The following is a 24,312-nucleotide window of genomic DNA, read 5'->3' as shown; positions in this document are numbered from 1 at the left end:
ATGCCCAGTGACGACTGGCTCGTCGGTGGAGATCGACGCGCGGCCGCCGCCGAGCGCATCTACGAAGCTGCCATCGACATGATGGCGCGCAGCGGCATCAACGAACTCGACCTCGACGAGTTGGCCAGGCGAGTTCACTGTTCCCGATCGACCATTTATCGCTACGTGGGTGGCAAAACTCAGATCCGCGACGCTGTCGTTGCCCGGGTTGCGACTCGCATCACCACTTCGGTGCGCTCTCAAGTCGAGTCAATGGTCGGAGCAGAGCGAGTCACCACCGCGATCCTGGCGACAGTGCGAGCGATCCGGTCAGAGCCCCTGTGCCGACTGATGATCGCCTCGATCCGCGGGGGCACCCGCGAGGTTGCCTGGCTCGCCCAGCTGCCATTCCTGGAGGAGTCTGCCGCCGAGCTCGCCGGGCTGCCTCGCGGCAATCCTGCGCCCGCCGAGTGGGCGGTTCGTGTCGTACTGTCGCTGATGTACTGGCCCGCCGAAAGCGACGAGGCCGAACGGCAGCTGGTGGCGAAGTTCGTCGCACCGGCCTTCACCAGACGCGATCACTCGCCTTACTCGTCTCCGAAGCTCTCGTAAAGCTCAGGCAGGAAACCGGCCAGGTGATTCATCTCCTGCGCACAATGCACCAACAAATTCCGCCCGCTGGTTTCGGCGTTGCCCAGTATCCGGGATGCGATGGGACGCACCGCTTTCGACGCCACGCCGGGTGCGTTGCGCACGGCGATGTGCGGGCCACCCATCCAGAAGCGGGACCGCATCTCCGATCCGGCCTGTGTGGAGCGGATGTGGTGAATGAACCAGCCCACATCCACCGGCGCGTCACCAGAGCCCAACCGCGCACAGACCGCCACCGCATCGTCGGTATCGGCAGGCAGACCCATCTCCCCCGGCGCAATAAATTGTATTGCGCCGCTGAGCATGCTCGACCCGATGTACTCGTTGATCATCGACCAGCGGCCGATGTAGCCTTGCCGACCGGCGTCATCGCCGTCCTTCCAGGCGGCCGACAGGTGCGCCCGCGGATGCCACAGCTTGTAGCGGCGGCTGTCACACCCGTGCCAACCGAACCACCACGACCACATGCCCGGGGTGACACCGGGCATGTCGGTGCGCACCGACACCTGATAGCTGCCGTCTTCGAGAACCCCGTAACCATTCTCGGTCTGCTGGTAGCCGTCATCGGCCACGCTAGCGGCGTCCTCCAAGGCCAGCAGTGCCATTCCGCCCTGCGGCCCGTGTTCCAGTGCGTGTACGACATGCTTTGGCAGCGGGGCCATTTCGGGCTGGAAGAATTTACCGAACGGGGTTTCCGCGTCGTTTCCCCGGTAGCCGAGGTAGAGGTCACCGGTCATCAGATTCGTCCCATCCAGCTGTTGAACAGACCATCGGGGTCATAGGCGGCGCGAGCCTTGTCCAGCCGCGCCATGGCCTCGTCGGTGGCGAATCGGGCGGGGCGCTGGCCCAGGTTCTCGTCTGCCAGTTGGATGCCGGTGGCCAGGTGCGACATCGCCGCCATGTTGGAACGTGCCCAATCGCCGTACTTCGCGTTGTCGGCAGGGTCTTTCCAGGAGCCGTAGAGAGCCAGGTAGATGTCGGCCTCAATGCTGTAGGCCATGTCCTGACGCGGAGGGCACGGGCCCCAATTCAACCACAGAAAGTGCGATGGATGCGGTGGCAGCGTCTCGAGGATGGTACGGATGCCGGGCAGCAGGTCCTCGGCCGGTGCCGATGTCCACATGTTGTCCACCGCGTAATGGTGGTCGGCCAGATAGTGGCTCATTGCGATGTCGTACCAGCTCGGCAAATCGGTCGGCATATAAGGGATTTTGACCAGGGCTTGATCGGCAACAGGGCAGGTGGCGAACAGGGCCAGAGCCTGTTGGGCCTCCTCTTCGGAGTCGGCGAATGCGGGCGAGGCGAACGAGATGACGGGTTGGTCGATTCCCATTGCCGGCTCACCGCGCGACGCCACCGCCTGCAGCTCGACTCGAGGGTCGACTTCGGCGCTGACCGAGCGGGCCCACGAGAAGACCTCGTCGGCCAGCTCGAACGGGTAGAGGTAAGCGCTGGTGCCACAGACCGCCGGGCGCGGATACAGCTTGAGATAGAACGAAGTGACGACCCCGAAGAAGCCGGGACCGGCACCGCGCGCCGCCCAATAGAGTTCGGGATGATTCTCTGCGTCGCAGTGGACTTCCTCGCCATCGGCGGTGATGACATCCAATGCGGTGACGCTTTCGCAGGCCGGCCCATATATCCGGCTGTTCCAGCCGTACCCGCCCTGCAGGAGGTAACCGCCGAGGCAGACGCCCTTGCAGTGCCCGCCCGGGAAGAAAAGGTTCTGCGCCTCCAGGTCGGCCATCAGCAGGCTGCCGCCCTTACCTGGGCCTACGACCGCGGTCATGTTGTCGGCATCGATGGATGCGTGGTCAAGGCGACTGACGTCGAGCAACACGGCACCGTCGCGGAGATGGCTGGCCGCGAAGCTGTGCCCACCGGATTTGATGTTCACCTTGTGGCCGTTCGACCGCGCGTAGGCCAGGGCGGCCTTGATGTCGTCGGCGTCGACGGCCTGAACGATCACCTCGGGATAGCGGTCTGGCACCCCCTGATGCCATACGCTGTCGCGGCGGGCGGGTTCGTACCCGTCCTCGCCACGGAAGTAGTGTCGCCCGGCAGGTAGCGCGCTCATCTGGAACTCCCTTGATCCCTATTTCGGTTCTTCACAGTCCGCTATGCGGCACACTATAGTGGAAGTGTGGGGCAAACGGAACGGACTTCGACGACAAATCGCGACGAGGGAATCCAGGTGCTACGGCGTGCAGCAGCAGCCTTGGACGAGATCGCCGCCGAGCCGGGTCATCTACGTCTCGTCGATCTCGGTGAGCGACTCGGGCTGGCAAAGTCGACCGTCCGGCGGCTACTTGTCGGCCTGGTCGAGGTCGGACTGGTCAGTGTGGACTCGAACGGCCGGTTCTCCCTGGGTGATCGGTTACTCGGCTTCGGCAGCGCGACTGGTGCGCACATCGCTGCTATATTCCGGCCAACCATCGAGAAGGTGTCGGCCGCCACCGATGGCGAGACCGTGGACCTGTCGGTGTTACGGGGGCAGCGAATGTGGTTCGTCGACCAGATCGAGTCGTCGCACCGCTTGCGCGCGGTGTCGGCGGTCGGAGTTCGCTTCCCGCTGGCCGGGACCGCGAACGGCAAGGCGGCGCTCGCCGCACTCGACGATGCCGACACACAGGCCGCGTTGGCCCGGATGCCTCCGCAATTGGCAGATGCACTGCGCCCCGAGATTGCCGAAATCCGTTCTACCGGTATCGCTTTCGACCGCGACGAACACACCCCCGGAATTTCGGCCGCTGCCATCGCGCGACGATCGGTGGGAGACAACGTGATCGCCATCTCGGTGCCCACCCCGACCGAACGGTTCGCCGAAAAGCAGGACCAGATCGTCGCCGCCCTGCGCGATGCGGCCGAGTCGACGGCCTGGACGCGCTGACCCTACACCTGACTCGCGATCGGCCGCGGTACTTCCCTTTACCGCGGCGCCCCGGTGGTCCGACGATGCCGATCAGCGCGAGGATGCGGTGGAATCGGCGAAGAGCTCGCCCCATTCATGCCGCGCCGCTGACTGCGCTTCGATGAAACTGGGCGTCTCCTCCCCTTCACCAGCCAGGTGCACCAGTGCCCAGGCCATCGCATACACCGGGACGCGGTGACGTTGCGCGGCGCCGTGCAACTCATCGAAGGCCATTCCGGACCGGCATCGGCGCAGGCCGATGAGAATGCCACGTGCGGTGTCGAGAAGGCGCCCTGAGTTCGAATCAGAGGGAATCTGGGTAGGAGCCCAGCTTGCCGTCATACCTTTCCTACCTCCTACCGGTACATCCACCGGCGAAAGGCTTGCAGGTTAAAAGATCTCGCCGGAGGCGCGCCACATTCGGCACACCGTGCCATGATTTGCGGGTCGGCGCGATTACGCCAGAGTGCCGCCTATTTCGATATCCACCTGTAAGGGTGCTGAGACCGGTCAGTCGGCCAGCGCCAGCACTTCGTCGAAGCCGGCGACCAGGGCTGCGTGGAAAACGTCGTGGTCGGGGATCGCCGCCGTGTCGACGTTGACGCCCAGCGCGCAGACATCCACATAGGACAACAGCGTGACGTTCACCGATGAGCCGATGGTCGGGCCGAAAGCGTACTGAGCACGCACCGCCGCACCCCCGAGAAACACCGGTACCGGAATGCCGGGCACGTCGCTGGTGAGGAAATCGACATGGCGCAGCACCGATCCGATGTACCACCGCGGCATCAGGTTGAGCACGCCGGCAATCAATTGGGTGTGCGGCAGCGACCTTTCGTTGCGAACCGCGCCGACCCGGCCGTGGATCTCCTTGATCCGGCGCGCCGGATCGGCCTCACCAACCGGCACGTCGAAGCGCATCAGTGTGATCTTGTTGCCGCCCATGTCATCGGTCTCGGTGCGCAAGCTGATCGGCATCGTCAGGTGCAGATCGCCCACCGCGACGCCGTGCTTCTCGTGGTAGATCCGCAACCCACCCGCGACACCGGCAACGAACGCGTCGTTCAGGGCGCCGCCGCAGCGGTGCGCAGCCTTCCGCAATTCGGTCCGCGACACTTCGTGCACGGCGAGACGGCGGATCAGACTGCGCTGGGTGATCAACGGCGAGCCGGTCCGGCTCAGCGGCCGCACCGTGCGGTAGACCGACGCGGCGTTGGCCGCTGCCGACCGCGCCGTAGCGATGGGCCGCCGGATGCCGTCATATATCAGGCGCGGCGCCCGCCTGGCCGTGCCCATCAATGCCTTTCCGAACAGAGAACTGTTGTAGCGCAACGTATCCCGATATGCGTCCAGCCACGAGGAGGCGGCGACCTGCGGCTCATCAGGTAGCGGCTCGTGCGGATACAACTCTGCGGAGAGGTCGAACAGATTCATCGCGATCTGAATGCCGCCCACCCCGTCGGTAAGGGCGTGGTGGAACTTGCAGATTACAGCCGCGCCACCGTCGCCCAACCCCTCGACCAACGTCGTCTCCCACAGCGCCCGGGCCCGGTCGAAGTCCTGCATCTCGGCCAGACGGGCCATTTCGAGGACATCGTCGAGCGATCCGGATCCGGAGACCGCCGTGCGCCGCATGTGGTAGTCGAGGTCGAAGTCCGGGTCGTGTTCCCAGCGAGGCGGGGCCGGTGGCGGGGATTCCACCACGCGCTGACGGAACATCGGCAGCTTTCGGCTGATCAGGTCGAACCGATCCCGCACCTCGCTCCAGTCCGGACTTCGATCCAGCAGCACCACGCTGACCACCGTCGACCGCAGCCGCGGATCGCTTTCCATCGCCCACGTGAAGGCATCGCTGTTGCGCAAGAATTCAGTCATGTTCGCTCCCGGACGTAAACCTACGGCCGGCAACGTCCACGCGTCAGCACCATATTGGCAGCCAATGACTTTGGTCCCCACAGATGAGGCCGTTCGTCAATCCCCGCGGTGTCAGGTGCCGAGCACCCGCCGGGTGTAGTCGTTGCGAAAGACGCGGTCGGGGTCGAGGCGGTCGCGGACCGCGATGAATCGATCCCAGTCCGGGTAGCGCTCACGCAGGGTGCCGGCGGTCTGGTAGTGCCGCTTGCCCCAGTGCGGGCGACCCTGGTATTCGTCCATGATCTCTTCCACGGCCCGAAAATACGTCTCGAATTCCATGCCACTGAACTGGTGCACCGCGATGTAGCAGGTGTCCCGGCCGTGCGCCGTCGACAGGAACGCGTCGTCGGGGGCGCTGAACCGCACTTCCAAGGGGTACATGATCGGCAGCTTGCGGCGGCGCACCAGGTCGATGACGCGCTGGACCGCAACTTGCGCATGCTCGCGCGGTATCGCGTATTCCATCTCGGTGAACTTGACATTGCGCGCGCTGGCGTAGACCTTCCACCCGTGGTCCTGGACGCTCGACGGCGACATCAGACTCGTCATCAGCCGGTTCAAGCGCGGTGCGGCGCTTGGGAATTGGCGTCCGGCGCGGCAGATGACGTTCAGCCCGGCGTTTTCGAACCCCTCACCGAGCCTCTTCTTCCACACCGGCCCGGGTCGGGGTGGTTCGTTGCTGCGCCGGGTGGTGCGCGTCAGCGCGGTCTCTCCGTAGGGGAAGACGAAGAACTCGAAGTGGTCGTTGCCGTCGACATCGGCGTCGAGTCGTTCGAGGGTCGTGGTGAGCGGGCGCAACTCGTCCTCGCGGTGCAGCGTGAACAGCGGCACCACCTTGAGGGTGACCTGCGAGATGACGCCGAGCGCGCCGAGCGAGACCCGCGCCGCCAGGTAGTCATCTCCTTCGGAGACCTCCTGCACCTCACCGGTGGCGGTGACTACACGTGCCGAAACAATCTGTGCGGAAACGTTCTTGAAGCGCGCTCCGGTTCCGTGCGTCGCGGTCGCGGTGGCCCCGGTGATCGACTGCTTGTCGATATCGCCCTGATTCTCGATGCCGAACCCGTTGGCTGCCAGTTCAGCAAACAGCGGATTCAGCTTGGCGCCCCCCTCGACCGTCGCCAGTCCATTGGCCTTGTCGACGTTGATCACCCGCTGCAGACCGGTCATGTCGATCATGACGCCGTCGGTACAGGCGCAGTCGGTGAACGAGTGGCCGCTTCCCACCGCACGGACCGGCTGACCTCTGCCCGCCGCCCGGACCACGATGTCCGACAACTCGGCCTCCGAAGCGGGCCGTTCGACAAGGGCAGGTGCGCAGATTTGGTCACCGGCCCAGTTCTTCCACATACTCATCGCACCAGCTCCCGTGCTACCGATTCCGCGACCGTGACTGCGTGAATCACGGTCTCATACACCAGATTGTCTGGCGTATCCGACATTTGGTGATAGTTGGACAGCGCCTTGTGGCGGTCGATCGAGGAGAAGCACGCGGTGGGGTAGCCCGCCCGGCTCATCAGCACGGCGTCGGTGCTGTTGCGCGAGCGCATGCCGCGTCGCAGCGGCGCCCCGGCGCGTTCGGCCGCGCGGACCACCAGGTCGCGAAACGGCCGGTAGAAGTAGTCCTCCATGACGGTGGTGCCCTCGCCCTCGAGCATGATGAGCTCCGGCGAGCCGACGGTGTCGAAGTTGAGGAAGTACGTGCGATCGCGGTCGAGTTCCGGCTTGTGCCGTGCCATGAAACCGTAGATGCCGCCCTGTAACTGCTCTTCGGCGCCCAGCGAGACCAACAACACTCGCACCCCTGACACCGGCCGGTCACGCAGTCGCTCGGCCAGGGCCACCAGCAGCGCGACCGCCGAAAGGTTGTCGTTCGCCCCGGGCACTATCGGGCTGCGGGCGATGTCGGTGAATGCGGCCACCCCGATTGCGCTGATCGCCGCTCCGACAAGCATCATCGCCCGGCTGCCGCGCAAAGCTCCGACACCGGCCAGTGCAGGCGCGAAGATCGTCGGCCACCAGTTGGGCAGGGAAGTGTCGACCCGTTCGACGATTCCGGGGAACCAGGCGACCGCGTACTCCTGCAGCTTGGAGTCGAAGAATTTGCCACTGTGCGCGGCGTCGTGGTGGGCGCATACCACCACGGTGTGCTCCCCTGCCGGGTCACCTGCTTCGGCGACCACATTCCACGTGGTCCGGGAATTGCGCAGGGTCTTGCGCACCACCCGCGCTCCGTTGGAGCAGTCGTCCGCGATGGCCAGCCCCGCACCCACCCCGGCCAGCGCCGCCGGTGCCCGCAAACGCCGGCTCACCAGGCCCGCCGCGGCGGCCGCGACGCCGACCGCGGAGAGCTTGGCGTGCAGCCGGGGGTAGCCGTCGTAGAACTGTTCTTCTTCGATTCGGGCGTCCCGCGCCCCGGCGGCGCGCAGGCGTTCGACGATCCAGACAGCCGCCTGGTGCTCGCCGGGGCTGCCGGCGCCCCGTTCGATCGGCGCGAGCGTTTCGACCACCTCGCGCAACGTCTCGGTTTCAGTGGCCCCAGCGCTGATCGCGGTCATGACAACTCCTGTTTGCGCATCAGAGGAACGTGCACCCCTCACCTCGGTAGGTCGGAACCGTGTCGACTATCTCAGCGCCGCGCACCAGATGCAGCCGGTCGAACCGCTCACACAGTTCACCCGCCTTGGTGTGCCGGAAATAGACCTTGTCGCCGATCCGCAGGGTGCGGGCGGCGTCCCCGGTCAACGGTGTCTGGACTTCGCCGGTGCCCTCCATCGCATTCAGGGCAAGCCCCGCCGGCAGGTAGGGCGTCGGCATCCGATCTTTGGCGCCGACGCCGCTGGCCAGGTAGCCGCCGCCCAGTGCGGTCACCGTCGCCTCGTCCGGTCGGCGACACACCGGCAGCGCGAAGATCGCCGCGGGCGCCAACGTGAACGAGGAGTAGGAATCGAACAGCGTCGGCGCGTAGAACCCGGATCCCGCGGTCGCCTCGGTCATGGCGGGTTCCTGGGCCACCAGCTCCAGGTCGCCGGTGCCGCCGGCGTTGACGATCTCGAGGTCGGCCACTTCCCGGACCAGTTCCACGGCACGGGCGCGGCGCTCCCGAAGCTCGGCAATCGATCGGCGCTGCATGAACCCGACCAGAGCATTCTGCAGACGCTTGCCGGCGACTTGATCACCGAACCCGGCGATGTGGCCCTCGTAGGACATCAGCGCGACCAGCTTCAGGTGCGGCCGGCGCGCGATCTGCTCCGCGAGGCCACGTGCCTGCTCGGGGGTGTGTAACGGCGAGCGCTTGGGTCCGATCTTCACGCGCCCCCCGCCCGGCCAGTACCCGGCGTCGAGATCCAGGCACAGCCGGACGGGCTGGTTCGTCGCATGCTCGATCAGGTCCAAATGCTCGATACTGTCGACCATCACGATCGGGGCACCGTCGGGGTCTGCGGCGGTGACCGCCCCGAGCTCGCGAAGTGCATCACGATCAGTGCTCGGATAGGCCAGCAGCAGATTGCGGAAGCCGTGGCCGGCCAGCCACAACGTCTCGCGCAGGGTAAAAGTCATCAGGCCGTCGAAACGCTGGTTGGAGTCCAGGATCTGGCGCTGTATCGGCCTGCAGCGCAACGACTTTGACGCGACTCTGATTGGTTTGCCGCCCGCCCGGCCCAGCATCTGGGTGGCGTTGCTCCACAAGGCGTCGAGGTCCAGAAACGCAAAAGGCGCGTCCAGATCGGCGAATGCTTCTTCGTAACGCTGCAGCCGGCCCGGTACATCCAGCCTGACTTGCCCATCCGAACGTTGCTCGCGACCGGCATTCACGCCGTCACCATACTGAACATCCGCCCAATTACCGCAACCTGTTCGCAACCGAGTCCGCAGACTGTGCAATTTGCCGTCCATACCACCTGAGATTGTGCAGAATGCCCTGCTACGGACCGTTGGCCCCGTCCTGGCCGAAGAGCAGGCCGCGCCTGCCGCCGGGACCACCGGGGGCGCCTCCGGTTCCCGCTCCGCCGTTGCCGCCGTTACCGATCAGGATGGCATTTCCGCCGGCACCACCGGCACCGATGCCGCCCGGTGCACCGTTGCCACCGGTACCGCCGTTACCGAACAGCAACCCGCCGCCGCCACCGCCGCCGCCGCCGCCAACTGCTCCGGCGCCGGACCCGGCCGTCCCGCCCGCGCCGCCGCTGCCGAAGAGGTAGGAGCCATTGCCGCCCGCACCGCCGTTGGCGACGCTGCCCAGGCCGCCGGCGCCACCACTGCCGCCGTTGCCGCCATTGCCCACCACCCAACCACCGTGGCCACCGGCGCCACCGCTCGCGTACAGCACACCGCCGACGCTGGTGGCACCGCCGTTGCCGCCGTTGCCCCCGATGCCGATCAGCACACCGCCACGGCCGCCGTTGCCGGCCGCGCCGCCCACCGGTTGCTGGGTGATCACCGGTGCCTTCGTCACTCCCGTCAGGCCGATGTCACCGCCATTGCCGCCAAACCCGCCGACCCCAAACAATGAAGCGTCACCGCCGGCGCCTCCGAAGCCGCCCGACCCGACGAAGCCCGTGGTGACTCCCGCCCCACCGCTGCCGCCAATCCCGCCGGCCCCGCCGCTGCCGCCGGTGCCGGAGATCAGCCCACCCGAGCTGCCTTGACCGCCCAGGGCGCCCACACCGCCGTTGCCACCGGTGGTGGTGCCGGCCCCACCGTTCCCGCCGGCGCCGCCGATACCGCCGGATGCGCCGTTACCGAACAACCCCATCGCGCCACCAGTTCCGGCGGCTCCGCCGTGACCGCCAGGGTTTCCGCTCACCAGGGTCGCGGCACCGGCGCCGTCTCCCCCGGCGCCGCCGGCTCCGCCAAACCCCGAAGTTCCGTACAGCAAGCCGCTCTGTCCGCCGGTGCCGCCCCGACCGCCGTACCCGCCCACGCTGTTGATCAGAGCCGACGTCGAATCACCCTGTCCCCCGCCACCTCCGGCGCCACCGGCGCCGCCGTACCCCAACAGCGACGCGCCGGCGCCGCCCGCCCCGCCGGCCCCCCCGACGCCGCCGGCGGAGAGGATCGTTTGACCGGGGCCGGGCAGCGGTGCCGCGCCGCCGACCCCACCGGCACCGCCGGCGCCACCGAATCCGTATACCAGGCCGGCGCCGCCGCCGTTGCCGCCCGCGCCGCCGCCGGCGCCGACGATGCTGCCGGTGACCGGCAGGCCCCCATTACCGCCGGCGCCTCCGAAACCGCCATTGCCCCAGAGCAATCCGCCGTTACCACCGGCTCCGCCACTCGGCCCGGCGCCGCCCGCGAGAGTCGCGTTGCCTGCCGCACCGCCGTGGCCGCCGTTGCCGAACAACCCGGCGCTGCCGCCGTTGCCCCCGCCCTGGTTGGCGCCGCCGGAGGCACCGTTGCCACCGTTGCCCCACAGCAACCCGCCGTTCCCCCCGCTCTGACCGGTCCCATTGATCCCATCGGCGCCATTGCCGATCAGCGGTCGCCCGAGAAGAAACTGGGTGGGCGCGTTGATGACATTGAGCAGGTCTTCGACCACCGACTGCGCAGCCAGCGGCGTGGTGTTGGCGGCCTCGGCCAGCGAATAGCTATTCGCGCCGGCGTAGAGAGCCTGAACGAATTGCTGATGGTACGTCGCCGCATGGATGCTCAACGACCGATAAGTCCGGGCGTGCGCGCCGAATAATGCTGCGATCGCAGTGGATACCTCATCGGCAGCGGCGGCGGTCAGCGCTGTCGTCGGGGCTGCCGCGGCCGCGTTGGCGGCGGTGAGCGAGCGGCCGAGGTTCCCGAGATCCGAGGCCGCGGCGGTCAGAACGTCCGGCACCGCGATGAGATACGACACAATGCCTCCGCCCAGCCGTCATCGAATTTTCCGGCAAAGAGTAGCGCGATCGGATCGTGCGACGGTGTATTTCCGGCGGTCCCGCGCGGTCAGAGGATGGCTTTGGCGTCCTTTGCCTGCGCGATCTGGTCCCAGTCCACATCCAGTTCGAGAAGAATCTCCTCGGTGTGCTGACCGTGTTCCGGCGCACGACTCGGGCCCGGTGGGGTTTCGTCGAATTGCACAGGCGCAGCGACGATCCGGTAGTTCTCGCCGCGGTCGTCGACGTTGGTGATGACGTAGCCGTTGGGCTCCACCTGCGGGTCGTCGAGGGTCTCGCGCGGTGTCGCCAGCGCGCCCCATACTCCCGGTTCGTCACGAAGCGCCTGCCGCCAGTGGGCGAGGTCATGAGCGGCAAACGCGTTCGCGAAGATGGCGGTGGCGTCGGCGGCGTTGGCGATCAGGTTGGCCGACGGGACGAACCTCTCGTCGTCGGCCAACTCGGCCAGACCCACGCGGCGGCAGAAGCCCGCCCAGAACTTGTCCGGCTGCAGGAAGACCAGCTGAATCCACCTGTCGTCTTTGGTCTTGTACCGGGCCACCAACGGGTTGATAGCCAATCCCGGTGGCGCTCCTGGGATCCCATCGATATCGAACAAGTCGGCGACCGAGATCGACGGTGCGATAGCCCACATCGCCTGCGCCAGCAACGACGAGTCGACGATGCTGGCTTCGCCGGTGCGCTCGCGGTGGAACAGGGCGGCGCACACCCCGCCGGCCAGCGTCGCCCCGCCTTGCAGGTCGCCGAATGCGGGGCCCTGTACCGCCGGATTCTCGGTGCCGAAGGGGGTCAGGGTGTAAGCCACCCCGCCGCGCGCCAGATAGGTCGCCGCGTCGAAGCCGCCACGGTCGCGATCCGGACCACGCACGCCCAGTCCGGTGCCCCTGGCGATGATGATCCGGGGATTGAAGGAACGGATGTCTTCTACGGTCAGCCGGGCACGCTCGAGTGCACCGGGTAGCCAGTTGGTCAAGAACACGTCCGCCGACGCCAGCAGCCGCCCGAACAGCTCGCGTCCGGTTTCGGTCTTGATGTCGATGGCGATGCTGCGTTTGCCCCGATTGCTCAACTCCAGAATGAAGTCGACATCGGCTCGCGCCGCCTGCCGGGTGAAACCGCCAACGACCAACGCCCGCCCGGGATCACCGGAAGTGACGCCTTCGACTTTGATGACGTCGGCACCCCAGTCGGCCAGGGCGACTCCGGCGGACGGAACGTATGTCCAGGATGCCAACTCGACAACCCGAACCCCGCTGAGCATGCCCGCCATCGTCAACCCTCTCGATCGGCCGCTTCATTCCTTGCTATTTTAGATATTCTAGCTACTGTAAGCCATATTGATAGCCCGACTGCGGCCATGCCCGTTGGAGCACGGCCGCTCGTGGAAGAGATGCGATGGAAGCCGGCCACTGGTCAGATCCCCGGACCTTTTCCGTGGCGAATGATGTTGGGCCACAGTGCCGATCGTGCAGGGTGGCACCGGGGTTGGGGGGCTGAAGTGGGCCGAGTGACCGGGAAGGTGGCCGCGATCAGCGGTGCCGCGCGGGGCCAGGGACGATCCCATGCGCGAATGCTGGCCGCCGAGGGTGCTGACATTATCGCTGTAGACCTGTGCGAAGACATCGGAACCAACGAGTATCCGCTGGCTCGGCCGGAGGATCTGGACGAGACCGCCCGCCTGGTGGAGAAGGAAGGGCAACGGGTCTATACGGCCGTAGCCGACGTCCGCGACCGTGCCGCGCTGTCGGCGGCCATCGACGATGGCGTAGCCGAGTTCGGCCATCTCGACATCGTGGTCGCGAACGCCGGCATCTGCCCTCTGACCGCTGGCCTGCCGCCGCAGGCCTTCGCCGACGCCGTCGACGTCGATCTCGGCGGCGTGCTCAACCTGGTGCACGTCAGCCTCAAACACCTGCACGCGGGCGCGTCCATCATCGTCATCGGCTCCAACGCCGCGTTCATGTCGTCGATGAACACCACGGGAATCGACGGCGGACCCGGCGGCGCTGGTTACGCTTTCGCGAAAATCGCTGCGGCACATTACGTCAACGATTTCGCGCGGGCACTGGCGCCGTTTTCCATCCGGATGAACGCGGTGCACCCAACGAATGTGAATACCGACATGCTGCACAGCGCACCCATGTACCGGGCGTTTCGGCCCGACCTGCCCAATCCGACCCGCGCGGACACCGAACCGATCTTCCCATTGGTCCAGGCGATGCCGGTGCCCTACGTGGAACCCGAAGACATCAGCGAGGCCGTGCTGTTCCTGGCTTCTGACGCGGCCCGCTACATCACCGGTCAGCAGCTGCGGGTCGACGCCGGCGGATTCCTCAAAGTCAAACCATGGTCAGGCTCGTGATGCTGTCTCGCAACGGAACTGGAGGCATCAGGTGAACGAGCGGCGGCTCTACGAACTGATGGTGTTGATGCAGGCGGCCGACGACCGGCTGTCCAAGGGCATCGGCACCGGGGAGTTCATGTGCGTGTACTGGCCGTCGCGCGGACAGGAAGCGATCGCGGCGGCGATGGGTGTCGCGCTGCGCCCAGACGACCAATTGGTGACCACTTACCGGGGATTGCACGATCTGATCGGCAAAGGCGTGCCGCTGGAGGAGATCTACGGCGAGATGATGGGCCGGGTGGTCGGAGCCAGCCGCGGCAAGGGCGGCACCATGCACATCGCCAACCCGGACAAGGGTGTGATGCTCTCGACCGGCATCGTCGGAGCCGGTCCCCCAGTGGCTGTCGGCCTGGCGATGGCCGCCAGACGCAAAGGACTCAAACGGGTTACGGTCGTCAGCTTCGGCGACGGCGCCACCAACACCGGCTCGTTCCACGAGGCCGCGAACATGGCCGCCCTGTGGGACCTGCCGCTGGTCTTCGTCTGTCAGAACAACCTTTACGCCGAGATGACACCAACTGCGGACACCATGAAGATCGCCCAGGTAGCCGACCGGGCCGCCGGTTATGGAATGCCCGGCATTCGCGTCGACGGCAACGATCCGCTCGCCGTCCAACATGTACTGGTCCAGGCGCTGGACCGGGCACGCAGTGGCGGCGGTCCCACCCTCATCGAATGCGTGACCTTCCGGTTCCGCGGCCACTACTTCGGCGACCGGATGCCCTACATCCCGAAAGATCAGCTCGCCGCGGCGCTGGCGGCCGACCCGGTGCCACGGTTCCGCATCCACCTGGAGACGGCGGGCATCTGCAGCGCGGAGGAACTCGACCGCATCGGCGCGGCGGCGCAAGACGCCGTCGAAAGCGCACTGCGCACGGTACTCAGTGCCGATCCGCCGTCTGTCGACGAACTGGACCGGGACGTGTACGCGACCCCGATCACGTTCCCCGGGTGAGGAATTCGCTGCCTATGGATGACCAACAGATGACGATGCGCGAGGCATTGAACCTCGCACTGGACCAGGCTCTGCAGGCCGACGACAGGGTGTTCCTGCTTGGTGAAGACATTGCCGACCCCGGTGCATCCGGCCCCACCGTCGGCTTGTCGACGAAGTACGGGCACGACCGGGTGCTGGACACGCCCATCTCGGAGGCCGCGATCGTCGGCGCGGCTATCGGCGCGGCGATCGACGGGATGCGGCCGGTAGCCGAGATCATGATCATGGACTTCATCGGTATCGCCGCCGACCAGTTGATCAACAACGCTGCCAAGTTGCGGTTCATGACCGCGAGCCGGACGACGGCGCCGATCACTATCCGGACCCAGGTGTACGCGGGCCTGGGCACCGGCGCCACGCACTCGCAGTCCCTGGAAGCCTGGTTCATGCACATTCCGGGGATGAAGGTCATCGTGCCGTCCACCCCGCGGGACGGCAAAGGTTTGCTCACCTCGGCGATCTTCGATGAAGACCCGTGCCTGTTCGTCGAGACCATCCGGCTGCAGGGCCGGAAAGGTCCCGTCCCGGTTGATCCCGGCTTCGCGATTCCCCTGGGGAAAGCCGATATCAAGCGGCCCGGCACCGATGTCAGCCTGATCAGTTACGGACGCGCCGTGCACGACGCGCTGGCGGCGGCGGCCACGCTGGCCGAACAGGGCGTCAGCGCCGAGGTGGTCGACCTGCGCACCCTGCTGCCGCTGGACGTCGAGACCATCGTCGAGTCCGCCCGCCGCACCCGGCGAGTCGTGATCGTGCACGACGCGGTCCAGTTTGCCGGTCCGGGAGCCGAGATCGCCGCCATCCTGTCGATGGAATTGTTCGGCGAACTGGCTGTGCCTGTTCAGCGTGTCGGTGCACGCTTCGTACCCAATCCTGCAGCGGCCGGCCTCGAGGCACAGGTCTATCCGTCACCGGCCCGCATCGTCGCCGCTGCGCAACTCGCCTTGGAGAAGGCGAAAGCTCATGGCTGACTTCATCATTCGCATTCCGCGGGTATCGGTCGCCATCTCGGAGGCCGAGCTCACCGAGTTGCTGGTGAACGGCGGCGATTACGTGGAAGAAGGCACACCGATCTACGTCATCGCCACCGAAAAGGTGGAACAGGAAATCGAAGCCGGCGCATCGGGCACCGTGCGGTGGGCGGCTCAGACCGGAACGACCTACGACATCGGCACCGAAATCGGCGTCATCACCTCACCCTGAAAGGTAATCGAAAAGTCATGGATCTCAACGAGACTCGCGAACGGATCATCTACGAGAAACAGGGCCCGATCGCCCGTGTCACGCTGAACTGGCCGGAGAAGGCCAACGCCCAGGACCAGAAACTGGCAGAAGAGGTGGACGCCGCGCTGCTGGATGCCGACCGCGACTACGACATCAAGGTGCTGATCCTCAAGGCCAACGGCAAGGGCTTCTGCTCGGGCCACGCGATCGGCAACAATTCGGTCGATTACCCGTCGATGGTCGAGGCCGCGAAGGTGATGGGCACTCCGTGGAAGCCCCAGACCGACATGTTCGTGAAGCCCATCCTGAATCTGTGGGAGTTCTCCAAACCGACCATCGCCCAGGTACACGGCTACTGCGTGGGGGGCGGCACGCACTACGGGCTGACCACCGACATCGTCATCGCGGCCGAGGACGCGTACTTCTCCTACCCGCCGCTGCAGGGATTCGGGATGCCGTCCGGTGAATGCTCGATCGAGCCTTGGATTTTCATGAACTGGCGGCGAGCGGCGTACTACCTCTACCTTGCTGAGGTCATCGACGCCAAGAAGGCGCTGGAGGTGGGGCTGGTCAACGAGGTGGTCCCTCGCGAACAACTCGACGACCGCGTCGAGGCCATCGCCCGCCACATCGCACAGGCTCCGCTGACGACGCTGCTGGCGACCAAGGCGAACCTCAAACGAGCCTGGGAGCTGATGGGGATGCGGGTGCACTGGCAGAGCTCCAACGACCTAGTCGCGCTCGCCGCGGTCAGTAAGGACGTGCAGGAGCTGATTCAGACGGTGTTCCGGGACAAGGTGCTGCCGTCCGAGCAGGCCCGCCGACAGGCCGCCGCGGCCGCCTCGACCGACGGCGCCGGTACCTAGATTCCGCCCGTGAACATCGCCGACCACGCGAGAACCGCCGCACAATCGCCGGCACTGATCACCGAGGGCGGCGCGGTGTCGTTCGGTGCGCTCTACGACCGCAGCCAACGGGTAGCTGCGGCGTTGCGCGAGGCCGGTCTGCGCCGCGGCGACGGCGTGGCGCTGGTGCTGCCCAACCGGCCGGAGTTCTTCGAGATCACCTGGGGCTGCCAGCTTTCCGGCCTCTACTACACCGCCGTGAACATCCATTTCACGCCGGACGAGGTCGCGTATGTGGTCGATGACTCCGAGGCCAAGGCGGTGTTCGTCGACGCGTCGATGGCTGTCTTGGCAGCACGTATCCGCGATGTGAACGCGTCGGTGCGCGTGCACTTGGTGGTCGGAGGCCGGCTGCCGGGTTGGCGGCCGTATGAAGAGGCGCTGGGCGCCGCGGGTGCGGCCCCGCCCGCGAGCGACGGGTCGGAGATGCTCTACTCCTCGGGCACCACCGGAAGACCAAAGGCGGTGCGCCGCCCACTGCCGTTGGACGGCAACGGATCCTGGGCTCAGGCGGTGCTCGAGATGGCGCTGACCCACAAGTACGGGATGCAACCGTCCAGCGTGTACCTGTCCCCCGCCCCGCTGTACCACGCGGCCGGCGTCAACTACGCGATGGCAGTCAGTCGTGTGGGGGCTGCGTCGATCATGATGGCTAAGTTCGACGCCGAAACGGTGCTGCGGCTGATCGAGACGAACCGGGTCACCCATGCCCAGTTCGTGCCGACCATGTTCGTGCGAATGCTCAAACTGCCCGAAGCGGTGCGCGGCAGATACGACGTGTCCAGTCTGCAGTGCGTGATTCACGCCGCCGCACCGTGCCCGGTGGACGTCAAGCATCAGATGTTGGCCTGGTTCGGCCCCATCATCCACGAGTATTACGGCGGCACCGAGGGATTCGCGGGCACCACGATCGGGCCCCAGGAGTGGCTGCAGCATCCCGGGTCGGTCGGCGTTCCGACGACCGCCGTGCACGTCGTCGGTGCGGACGGCGCCGAGCTGCCCGTCGGCGAATCCGGTGAACTCTTTTTTGAGGGCGGCCCGGACTTCGAGTACTTCAAGGATCCTGCCAAGACCGCCTCGGTGTATAACGATCGGGGTTGGCGCACCCTGGGCGACATGGGGTACGTGGACGCGGACGGCTACCTCTACCTCACCGATCGCTCGACCTTCATGATCGTCTCCGGTGGGGTCAACATCTACCCGCAAGAGGTGGAGAACCTGTTGATCATGCACCCGAAACTCGTTGACGCCGCGGTCTTCGGGGTGCCGAACGACGAATTCGGTGAAGAGGTCAAGGCGGTTGTGCAACCAGTGGCGGGTATCGCGCCGGACGCTGAGCTGGAGGCGGAGCTGATCGGGTACTGCCGGAGCCGTCTGGCCACCTACAAGTGCCCGCGCACCATCGAATTCGACGCTGAGCTGCCTCGTGACCCGAACGGGAAGCTGTACAAGCGGCGCATCCGCGACAGGTACTGGCAGGGACGGATGTCCCGGATCGTATGAACTGGTGAACCGACGGAGTAGAGCCATGGATGTGAACTGGACGCCGCTTCCGGTGCCGTGGGCGGTGCAGTCCGCCGACCGAATTCCCAAGCAGCGGTACTACGATCCACAGTTCTACGAACTGGAGAATCAGAAGTTCTGGCCACGGGTGTGGCAGATGGCGTGCCGGCTGGAAGAGATTCCCAAGGCCGGTGACTTCGTCGAGTACGAGATTCTCGATCAGTCCGTCATCGTGGTGCGCCTCGACGCCGAAAACGTGCGTGCCTACCATAACGCGTGCCGGCACCGCGGGGTGAAGCTGTTGGAGGGCAACGGATCCCGTCGCACCTTCGTCTGTCCATTCCATGGCTGGTGCTGGGGCCTCGACGGCCACAACACCTTCGTGCTGCGCACCGACGCTTTCGACGGGCACAATCTGGATCCTGCGGATCTGGCGCTGGTGCCGGTGCGGTGCGAACTGTGGGGTGGGTGCGCGTGGATCAACCTGGACGACGACGCGCCGCCGTTGCGTGACTGCTTCGAGCCGTTCGCCACGATCTACGACGCCTGGAAGGTGGAGTCGCTGCGCACCGAGTGGTGGCAGTCGTGCCGTCTTCCGGTGAACTGGAAGCTGGCGACCGCGGCCTTCATGGAGGGTTATCACGTACCGCAGACCCATCCGCAGTTGCTGCCGTCGTCACAACCCGCCACGTCCACACCACCAGGTCTGATCCAGACCAGTCTGTATTTCATGCGCACCCTCGGCGAGGGCATGGCCGGCATGACCCACGAGAACGACATCCGCGTTGCCGAAGGCCTGCAGAACATCGAACTGCCGAGCGATCCTGCCGAGGCGATGGCGGTCTGGAAGAGCACCCTCAACGACGCCGTCGTGGCCTGGCACCGGGCCCGCGGGTGTGACATGCCAGATCTCAACGACCTGCAACGCCGGGGCATCGTCGACGCCATCGGTTTCTGCTTTCCGCATTACTTCCTGCTGCCGCAGTACAGCAGCGCCTCGTCCTACCGGATCCGCCCGCTCGGCCCCGAGGAAACTCTGTTCGAGATCTGGTCACTCACCCGCATTCCACCGGATCAGGTCACCGCAAAGCCGGTTCCACCGGAACCCATGGCGCCCGACGACCCGCGCTGGCCGCCGATCCCCGCTCAGGACTTCTCAAATCTGCCCAGACAGCAAAAGGGTTTGCGCTCGAAGGGGTTCGAGTTCATGCGGCTGTCCAGCCAGATTGAAGGGCTCATCTCGAACTTCGAGCGTGTCATCGACGGTTTCCTGGCCGATCTGCCCTACGAGGCGTTGGTGCCGGCGATGCAGAAGACCAACACCACCATCGACGTGCCGATCGCCGACCTCGGCTTCGCTCAGAAGGTGGCGCGGTGAACACCGAATGGGATCGCAGTGTCGACCTGGTGATCGCGGGCAGCGGCGGCGGCGGCATGGCGGCGGGGCTGGCCGCACTCGACGCCGGCCTGCAACCGCTGATCGTCGAAAAGCAGCCTATGGTGGGCGGTTCGACGGGGCTTTCCGGCGGGGTCGTCTGGCTGCCGAATAATCCGCTGATGCGGGCGGACGGCATCGCCGACTCACACGAGGACGGTCTGGCCTACCTGGCCGACGTCGTCGGCGACATCGGTGCGGCCTCCTCCCCCGCTCGCCGGGAGATGTTTCTGACCGCCGGCTACGAGATGATCACTTTCCTGCTCCGCAAGGGTGTCCGGATGATTCGCTGTGCCGGATGGAGCGATTACTACCCGAACCACAAGGGGGGCAACGAGTCAGGCCGTGCCGTCGAAGGTATCCCCTTCGACGCAGCCGAACTCGGCGCTTGGCACGACAAGGTGCAGCCGTCACTGGCCAGAAACTACGGCTATGTCGTGCTGACCAACGAGTTGCGCTCCGTTCAGTATTTCAACCGCTCGCCGCGCGCATTCGCGGTCGCCGCCAGAGTCTTCGCGCGTACCAGGGCGGCCCGAATCACCAAGCGGCAACTGCTCACCAACGGGGCGTCGTTGATCGGCCAGATGCTGAAAGTGCTCATCGACCTCAGCGACGGCCAGCCGCCGCTATGGCTCGACGCCGCGCTGGAGGACCTGATTGTCGAAGACGGCCGGGTCGCCGGTGCCCGGATCGTCCGCGACGGTGTACCGCAGAACGTCGAGGCGCGTAAGGGAGTTGTATTGGCGGCAGGGGGCTTTGGGCATAATCCCGAGATGCGCCGACAGCACAGCGGTGAGCAGCCCAACGAAGGACGGTGGTCGATCGCCAACGCCGGGGACACCGGCGAGGTGCTGCAGACCGCCATGCGTCTGGGCGCCAAGACCGATCTGCTCGACGAAGCCTGGTGGCTGCCTTCGGTGTTCATCGCCAACGGCGGCGCCGCGGCTGCCTCACTGGGTTCGGGACGCCAGCGACCCGGGGCCATCTACGTGGACTCCGCCGGCCGGCGCTTCTGCAACGAGTCGAACTCCTATGTGGAGGTCGGCAAGGCGATGTACGCGAACAAAGCGGTGCCGTGCTGGATGATCTTCGACGACGGGTACGTACGCCGCTATGTCGCGGGCAGCAACCCGGTCAAACGCGAGCACCTGCCCCCGGACCTGGTCGAGAGTGGAGCCGTCAAGCGGGCCGACACGCTCACCGACCTTGCCGCCCAGATCGATTTACCGGCCGAGGAATTGGTGCGAACTGTGCAGCGGTTCAACACATTCGCGGCCAAGGGGCTGGATCCCGATTTCGGTCGCGGACAATCCGCCTACAACGACTGCCTCGGCGATCCCGGGTACCGGCCCAACGCCGCGGTGGGGCCGCTGGACCGGGCGCCCTACTACGCGACCCGGGTGCTGCCGGCCGACGTGGGCACGTGCGGCGGCGTGATCACCAACGAGTACGCGCAGGTGCTCGACCAGCAGGACCGGGTGATCGAAGGGTTGTACGCGACCGGCAACACCACCGCCACGGTCATGGGCCGAACGTATCCGGGCGCCGGCGCGAGCATCGCTAGTTCCATGGTGTTCGGATACGTCGCCGCGCGACATGCCGCCGGCCGCAAAGTGGCCGGCCACCACTGATGCCGAGCAGACGCAAAAGTCCCCATTTCGGCACGAAGAATGAACTCTTACTTCTGCTCGCCGGAATGGTCGTCGATGAAATCGCGGGGCTTCATGCCGGATTGCATGAGCTCGGCGCGACGGGCCTGCACATCCGAAGCGGCACCCACCATGTTCGTCAGGATGTGGCTGACCTGCAGGTGAACCCGCATACCCATCAATTCCCAGGCCCGCTTGACATTGTTCTTCACCGCCATCAGCGTGGTCAGCGGAATCTGGGCGATCTTGCGCGCCATCTCCTCGACCGTCTCCTCGAGGTCCTCTCGAGCAACCACCTTGTTCAGCAGGCCCCACTCGAGTGCCTGCTGCGCCGAGAGCGTTGGAGCCAACAGCAGCCAGTCCATGGTGCGATGCCAGTTCATCAGCAACCAGGGTTCGATCATGGTGTGACCGCCTGGCTCGCCGAGGCTTTGGGCCAGCGGCATCTGGAAATACGCGTCCTCGGATGCCACGCAGAAGTCGGTCAACAGCCCGAGATAGATCCCGCCGCCCATGCAGTACCCGTGGATCTGGGAGATGGTCGGCTTCGGAAACTCCCACAGATACAAGGTCGGCCACAAGAACAGATCGGCGGTGCCTTTGTAGAGATCCTCAAAGGTGTTTCCGAAGTCAGGGTAGGGATTCTCGTCGGGTCCCCAGCGGGCTACGTGTCCGCCACAGAAGCCCTTGCCGTTGGCTTTGAGAATCACGACCTTGATCTCTTTGTCGCGGTCGGCTTCTCGCAGGCACGTATCGACTTCGGTAACCAGCTCCGCGTCTTTGGTGTTGGCCTTCTCGACTCGGTTCAGGATGATGCGCGCGATCGGTGGCTCGCGCTCGTAGACGACCGCTTCCAGGACGCGCCGCTCCATGAGCGTGACACTACCCGACGGGGGGTGCGGGCTACAGTGATCGGCTGACGATTTTCTTTCATGATTTCGCTTGTGCGGCGGTAGATCTAGTGCACCCCTGCGGCCGCATAAGCCCGACCGGTACTCCACCAGGTAGCCGTCGCCACCGAAAAGCTGGATGCAGTAAGTCGCCTACTCTCACGCATGCGCCAGCAGCCACGCGTAGCCGTCGGCTTCACCAGCCGCCACCGGATCAAGTTCGCCGAACGCCGAAAGCAGTTCCCCCCGAGCGGCCCGGAACGGGCCCGGGGCGGCGCCGACCTCACTGAGAGTGCAGATCGCCAGCAACCCGCCCGGCGCCAGGCGCTCGATTAGTGCGCGATCGAGGCGGCGGTCGCGAAACTTGTTGCATAGCAGAGCATCCACCTGCGGTCCCGGCGGCAGTCCCTCGTCGAGGTCGACGGTGTCGAAGCGGCAGCGGTCCTGAAATCCGTGACGTCGCGCCAGATCTCGCGCCTGCGTGACGGCAACGTCGGAAATGTCCACACCCCACACGTCCAACCCGCGCCGTGTCAGCCACACCGATCCGAGTCCCTGCCCGCAGGCGACGTCAAGCGCCCGGCCCCGAGTGGGCACCAAATCGGCATACGGTCGGAGGAAATCCGGCGGTGCGATGTCGTCAACCCGCACCGGCCCCGATTGCGCGTACCGCTCGTCCCAGCGGCGCCGGTCCTGCTCGGTCACGGCGCCAGGCTATCGCCTCAAGTCTTGCGGGTCCGGCGCCGGTGGCGGGCTCGGATCGCCCCATCGTCGCTGGATTGCCCGCATCGGGTCCGCCGCGACACCGGGGAACGCGCGATACGGAGAGCGTCGAAGCAGATACCAGCGCACCGCGGGTGCGGCCATCCGCAACAGCAAGCGCCGCCATCCCACCTTCGCCCGGGTCTCGGCAAGCATGCTGGGCAGCGAATGATGTTGATAGGCGGTAACATTCTGGGCGTGATCGGTGTCGATCCAGTCAGTGGGATACCAGCTGAGGTCGTTGTCGGGGTCGCCACGTCGACCTGGTGGGATGGCACCCGGGAGTCCCATCGCCGCGGCGGATTCTGACCCGATCGTGGCCTGCGTGACGCGGTGCGTATGGTCGCCGCCGATGACAAAGACCTCGCGGACGTGATCGGTCACGGTTGCTGCACAAAATGCGTGCGCGACGTCGCGCACGTCCACGGTGTGGATACGTCCATCGGACGGCAGTACCGCCTCGAAAAATATGAGATCGCGGTCGATCTTGAACCGTGGTTCGGCGGTGAGCACCCCGCCGAGCCGTAGCACCACCCACTCCAGATCGGATGTCGTCACGCACTGCTCGGCCAGGGATTTGTGCTGGCCGTACAACTCGCTGGGTGCCAGCGGCGTCGACGCGGTGAGATTCGGATCGTCACGGTAGGGATTGCGGGCGCCATAGACGGCGATGCTGGATGCCTGTATGAATCGTGGTGGCGTCCGCAGTTGGGCAGCGAGCCGCACCAGCGTCGCGGTGGCATCCACATTCACCGAGCGGGCCAGCTCTCGTTTGGCGTAGCAGAACGGCGGGATGATCGCGGCAAGATGGATGATCGCAGCGGGCTCAACGGCATCCAGCATGGCTCTGACGTCAGGTGGTGATGTCAAGTCGGCCCAACACACCTCGACCCTGGGGCCGGCGGTGAGCTGTTGAGCACGGTCACGATTCGGGCGGATATCAAGGTCAGTCGCGATCACCGTGCGGCCCTGATCGGACAACGCGGCTACCACGGCGGACCCGACCAGGCCGAACGCCCCGGTCACCAAGACACGATCAGCAATCACGTCAGGACCTTCCCAGACACCGTCGGAAGGCTCGCGGCGGCTGTGCCCGCGGCGCGGCGCACGGACCGAAGCCCGTCCGACCGATTTTCTGGACAGTTGTCTATATTTTGTTATCGACGATATCGCTCATGTCACCATCGGGCAAGGCAACGCCCA

The 24,312-nt window shown here is 65.9% G+C and carries 22 protein-coding genes; 10 read left to right on the top strand and 12 right to left on the bottom strand.

All coding sequences use genetic code 11. The features are described 5' to 3' along the window. Nucleotides 1-591 carry a TetR/AcrR family transcriptional regulator gene (locus tag JX552_RS15285; RefSeq protein ID WP_205872929.1) on the top strand — a complete coding sequence of 197 codons (591 nt, stop codon included), beginning with the start codon at nt 1-3 and terminating at the stop codon, nt 589-591. Here the strand turns inward: JX552_RS15285 and JX552_RS15280 are convergent. Both JX552_RS15280 and JX552_RS15275 read right to left on the bottom strand, forming a co-directional pair. Further along, entirely contained in the window at nt 567-1,367 is an 801-nt protein-coding gene (locus JX552_RS15280) for a DAPG hydrolase family protein (RefSeq protein ID WP_205872928.1), read from the bottom strand. The genes JX552_RS15285 and JX552_RS15280 overlap by 25 nt on opposite strands. Continuing rightward, nucleotides 1,367-2,707, bottom strand: a complete 1,341-nt coding sequence (locus JX552_RS15275; protein WP_205872927.1) for an FAD-binding oxidoreductase — start codon at nt 2,705-2,707, stop codon at nt 1,367-1,369. Before JX552_RS15275 ends, JX552_RS15280 begins: the two co-directional genes overlap by 1 nt. A gap of 66 nt (nt 2,708-2,773) precedes the next feature. Here JX552_RS15275 and JX552_RS15270 point away from each other — a divergent pair, with 66 nt between their 5' ends. Next, nucleotides 2,774-3,520, top strand: coding sequence for an IclR family transcriptional regulator (locus tag JX552_RS15270; RefSeq protein ID WP_205872926.1), 747 nt, complete (start codon nt 2,774-2,776; stop codon nt 3,518-3,520). A 72-nt stretch (nt 3,521-3,592) separates the two neighbouring features. Here the strand turns inward: JX552_RS15270 and JX552_RS15265 are convergent, their stop codons facing one another. The 7 genes from JX552_RS15265 to JX552_RS15235 form a co-directional block, all read right to left on the bottom strand. Continuing rightward, nucleotides 3,593-3,883 carry an ANTAR domain-containing protein gene (locus JX552_RS15265; RefSeq protein WP_205872925.1) on the bottom strand — a complete coding sequence of 97 codons (291 nt, stop codon included), beginning with the start codon at nt 3,881-3,883 and terminating at the stop codon, nt 3,593-3,595. A 168-nt stretch (nt 3,884-4,051) separates the two neighbouring features. Then, complete coding sequence (locus JX552_RS15260; protein WP_205872924.1) at nt 4,052-5,416, bottom strand: wax ester/triacylglycerol synthase domain-containing protein; 1,365 nt, start codon at nt 5,414-5,416, stop codon at nt 4,052-4,054. A 111-nt stretch (nt 5,417-5,527) separates the two neighbouring features. Beyond that, nucleotides 5,528-6,805 carry a D-arabinono-1,4-lactone oxidase gene (locus JX552_RS15255; RefSeq protein WP_431195984.1) on the bottom strand — a complete coding sequence of 426 codons (1,278 nt, stop codon included), beginning with the start codon at nt 6,803-6,805 and terminating at the stop codon, nt 5,528-5,530. A gap of 2 nt (nt 6,806-6,807) precedes the next feature. Beyond that, nucleotides 6,808-8,013 carry a M28 family metallopeptidase gene (locus JX552_RS15250; RefSeq protein ID WP_205872922.1) on the bottom strand — a complete coding sequence of 402 codons (1,206 nt, stop codon included), beginning with the start codon at nt 8,011-8,013 and terminating at the stop codon, nt 6,808-6,810. A gap of 19 nt (nt 8,014-8,032) precedes the next feature. Further along, nucleotides 8,033-9,271 (bottom strand): amino acid deaminase/aldolase, encoded by a 1,239-nt coding sequence (locus JX552_RS15245; RefSeq protein ID WP_241010569.1) that lies wholly within the window; start codon nt 9,269-9,271, stop codon nt 8,033-8,035. A gap of 109 nt (nt 9,272-9,380) precedes the next feature. Continuing rightward, nucleotides 9,381-11,300 carry a PE family protein gene (locus tag JX552_RS15240; RefSeq protein WP_205872920.1) on the bottom strand — a complete coding sequence of 640 codons (1,920 nt, stop codon included), beginning with the start codon at nt 11,298-11,300 and terminating at the stop codon, nt 9,381-9,383. A gap of 89 nt (nt 11,301-11,389) precedes the next feature. Then, nucleotides 11,390-12,610 (bottom strand): CaiB/BaiF CoA transferase family protein, encoded by a 1,221-nt coding sequence (locus JX552_RS15235; RefSeq protein WP_205872919.1) that lies wholly within the window; start codon nt 12,608-12,610, stop codon nt 11,390-11,392. 228 nt (nt 12,611-12,838) lie between these two features. Between JX552_RS15235 and JX552_RS15230 the strand changes: the two genes are divergently transcribed. Genes JX552_RS15230 through JX552_RS15195 form a run of 8 tightly spaced genes read left to right on the top strand, consistent with a single transcriptional unit; the run spans nt 12,839 to nt 21,439 of the window. Further along, nucleotides 12,839-13,702: a mycofactocin-coupled SDR family oxidoreductase gene (locus JX552_RS15230; protein ID WP_205872918.1), complete on the top strand. Its 864-nt coding sequence runs from the start codon at nt 12,839-12,841 to the stop codon at nt 13,700-13,702. 58 nt (nt 13,703-13,760) lie between these two features. Next, entirely contained in the window at nt 13,761-14,699 is a 939-nt protein-coding gene (locus JX552_RS15225; protein ID WP_205878465.1) for a thiamine pyrophosphate-dependent dehydrogenase E1 component subunit alpha, read from the top strand. Between the two features lie 14 nt (nt 14,700-14,713). Beyond that, nucleotides 14,714-15,712, top strand: coding sequence for an alpha-ketoacid dehydrogenase subunit beta (locus tag JX552_RS15220; protein WP_205872917.1), 999 nt, complete (start codon nt 14,714-14,716; stop codon nt 15,710-15,712). Beyond that, nucleotides 15,705-15,944, top strand: coding sequence for a lipoyl domain-containing protein (locus JX552_RS15215; RefSeq protein ID WP_205872916.1), 240 nt, complete (start codon nt 15,705-15,707; stop codon nt 15,942-15,944). Before JX552_RS15220 ends, JX552_RS15215 begins: the two co-directional genes overlap by 8 nt. Nucleotides 15,945-15,961: 17 nt before the next feature. Beyond that, entirely contained in the window at nt 15,962-16,831 is an 870-nt protein-coding gene (locus tag JX552_RS15210; protein ID WP_205872915.1) for an enoyl-CoA hydratase/isomerase family protein, read from the top strand. Between the two features lie 9 nt (nt 16,832-16,840). Continuing rightward, a complete protein-coding gene (locus JX552_RS15205; protein WP_205872914.1) occupies nt 16,841-18,373 on the top strand; it encodes an acyl-CoA synthetase in 1,533 nt (510 codons plus the stop codon). A gap of 25 nt (nt 18,374-18,398) precedes the next feature. Beyond that, nucleotides 18,399-19,751, top strand: a complete 1,353-nt coding sequence (locus JX552_RS15200; RefSeq protein ID WP_205872913.1) for an aromatic ring-hydroxylating oxygenase subunit alpha — start codon at nt 18,399-18,401, stop codon at nt 19,749-19,751. Beyond that, entirely contained in the window at nt 19,748-21,439 is a 1,692-nt protein-coding gene (locus tag JX552_RS15195; protein ID WP_205872912.1) for an FAD-binding protein, read from the top strand. Before JX552_RS15200 ends, JX552_RS15195 begins: the two co-directional genes overlap by 4 nt. Before the next feature lie 47 nt (nt 21,440-21,486). Here JX552_RS15195 and JX552_RS15190 read toward each other — a convergent pair whose 3' ends face one another. From JX552_RS15190 to JX552_RS15180, 3 genes are all read right to left on the bottom strand, one after another. Next, nucleotides 21,487-22,329: an enoyl-CoA hydratase-related protein gene (locus tag JX552_RS15190; RefSeq protein ID WP_205872911.1), complete on the bottom strand. Its 843-nt coding sequence runs from the start codon at nt 22,327-22,329 to the stop codon at nt 21,487-21,489. A 177-nt stretch (nt 22,330-22,506) separates the two neighbouring features. Continuing rightward, nucleotides 22,507-23,052 (bottom strand): class I SAM-dependent methyltransferase, encoded by a 546-nt coding sequence (locus JX552_RS15185; protein ID WP_205872910.1) that lies wholly within the window; start codon nt 23,050-23,052, stop codon nt 22,507-22,509. A 9-nt stretch (nt 23,053-23,061) separates the two neighbouring features. After that, entirely contained in the window at nt 23,062-24,153 is a 1,092-nt protein-coding gene (locus JX552_RS15180) for an NAD-dependent epimerase/dehydratase family protein (protein WP_205878464.1), read from the bottom strand. Between the last annotated feature and the right edge of the window lie 159 nt (nt 24,154-24,312).

This window comes from Mycobacterium gordonae (genome assembly GCF_017086405.1).
Lineage (GTDB): Bacteria > Actinomycetota > Actinomycetes > Mycobacteriales > Mycobacteriaceae > Mycobacterium > Mycobacterium gordonae_D.
Note: the sequence above shows the minus strand (reverse complement) of the source record. Positions and strands in the feature narration are given on the sequence as shown.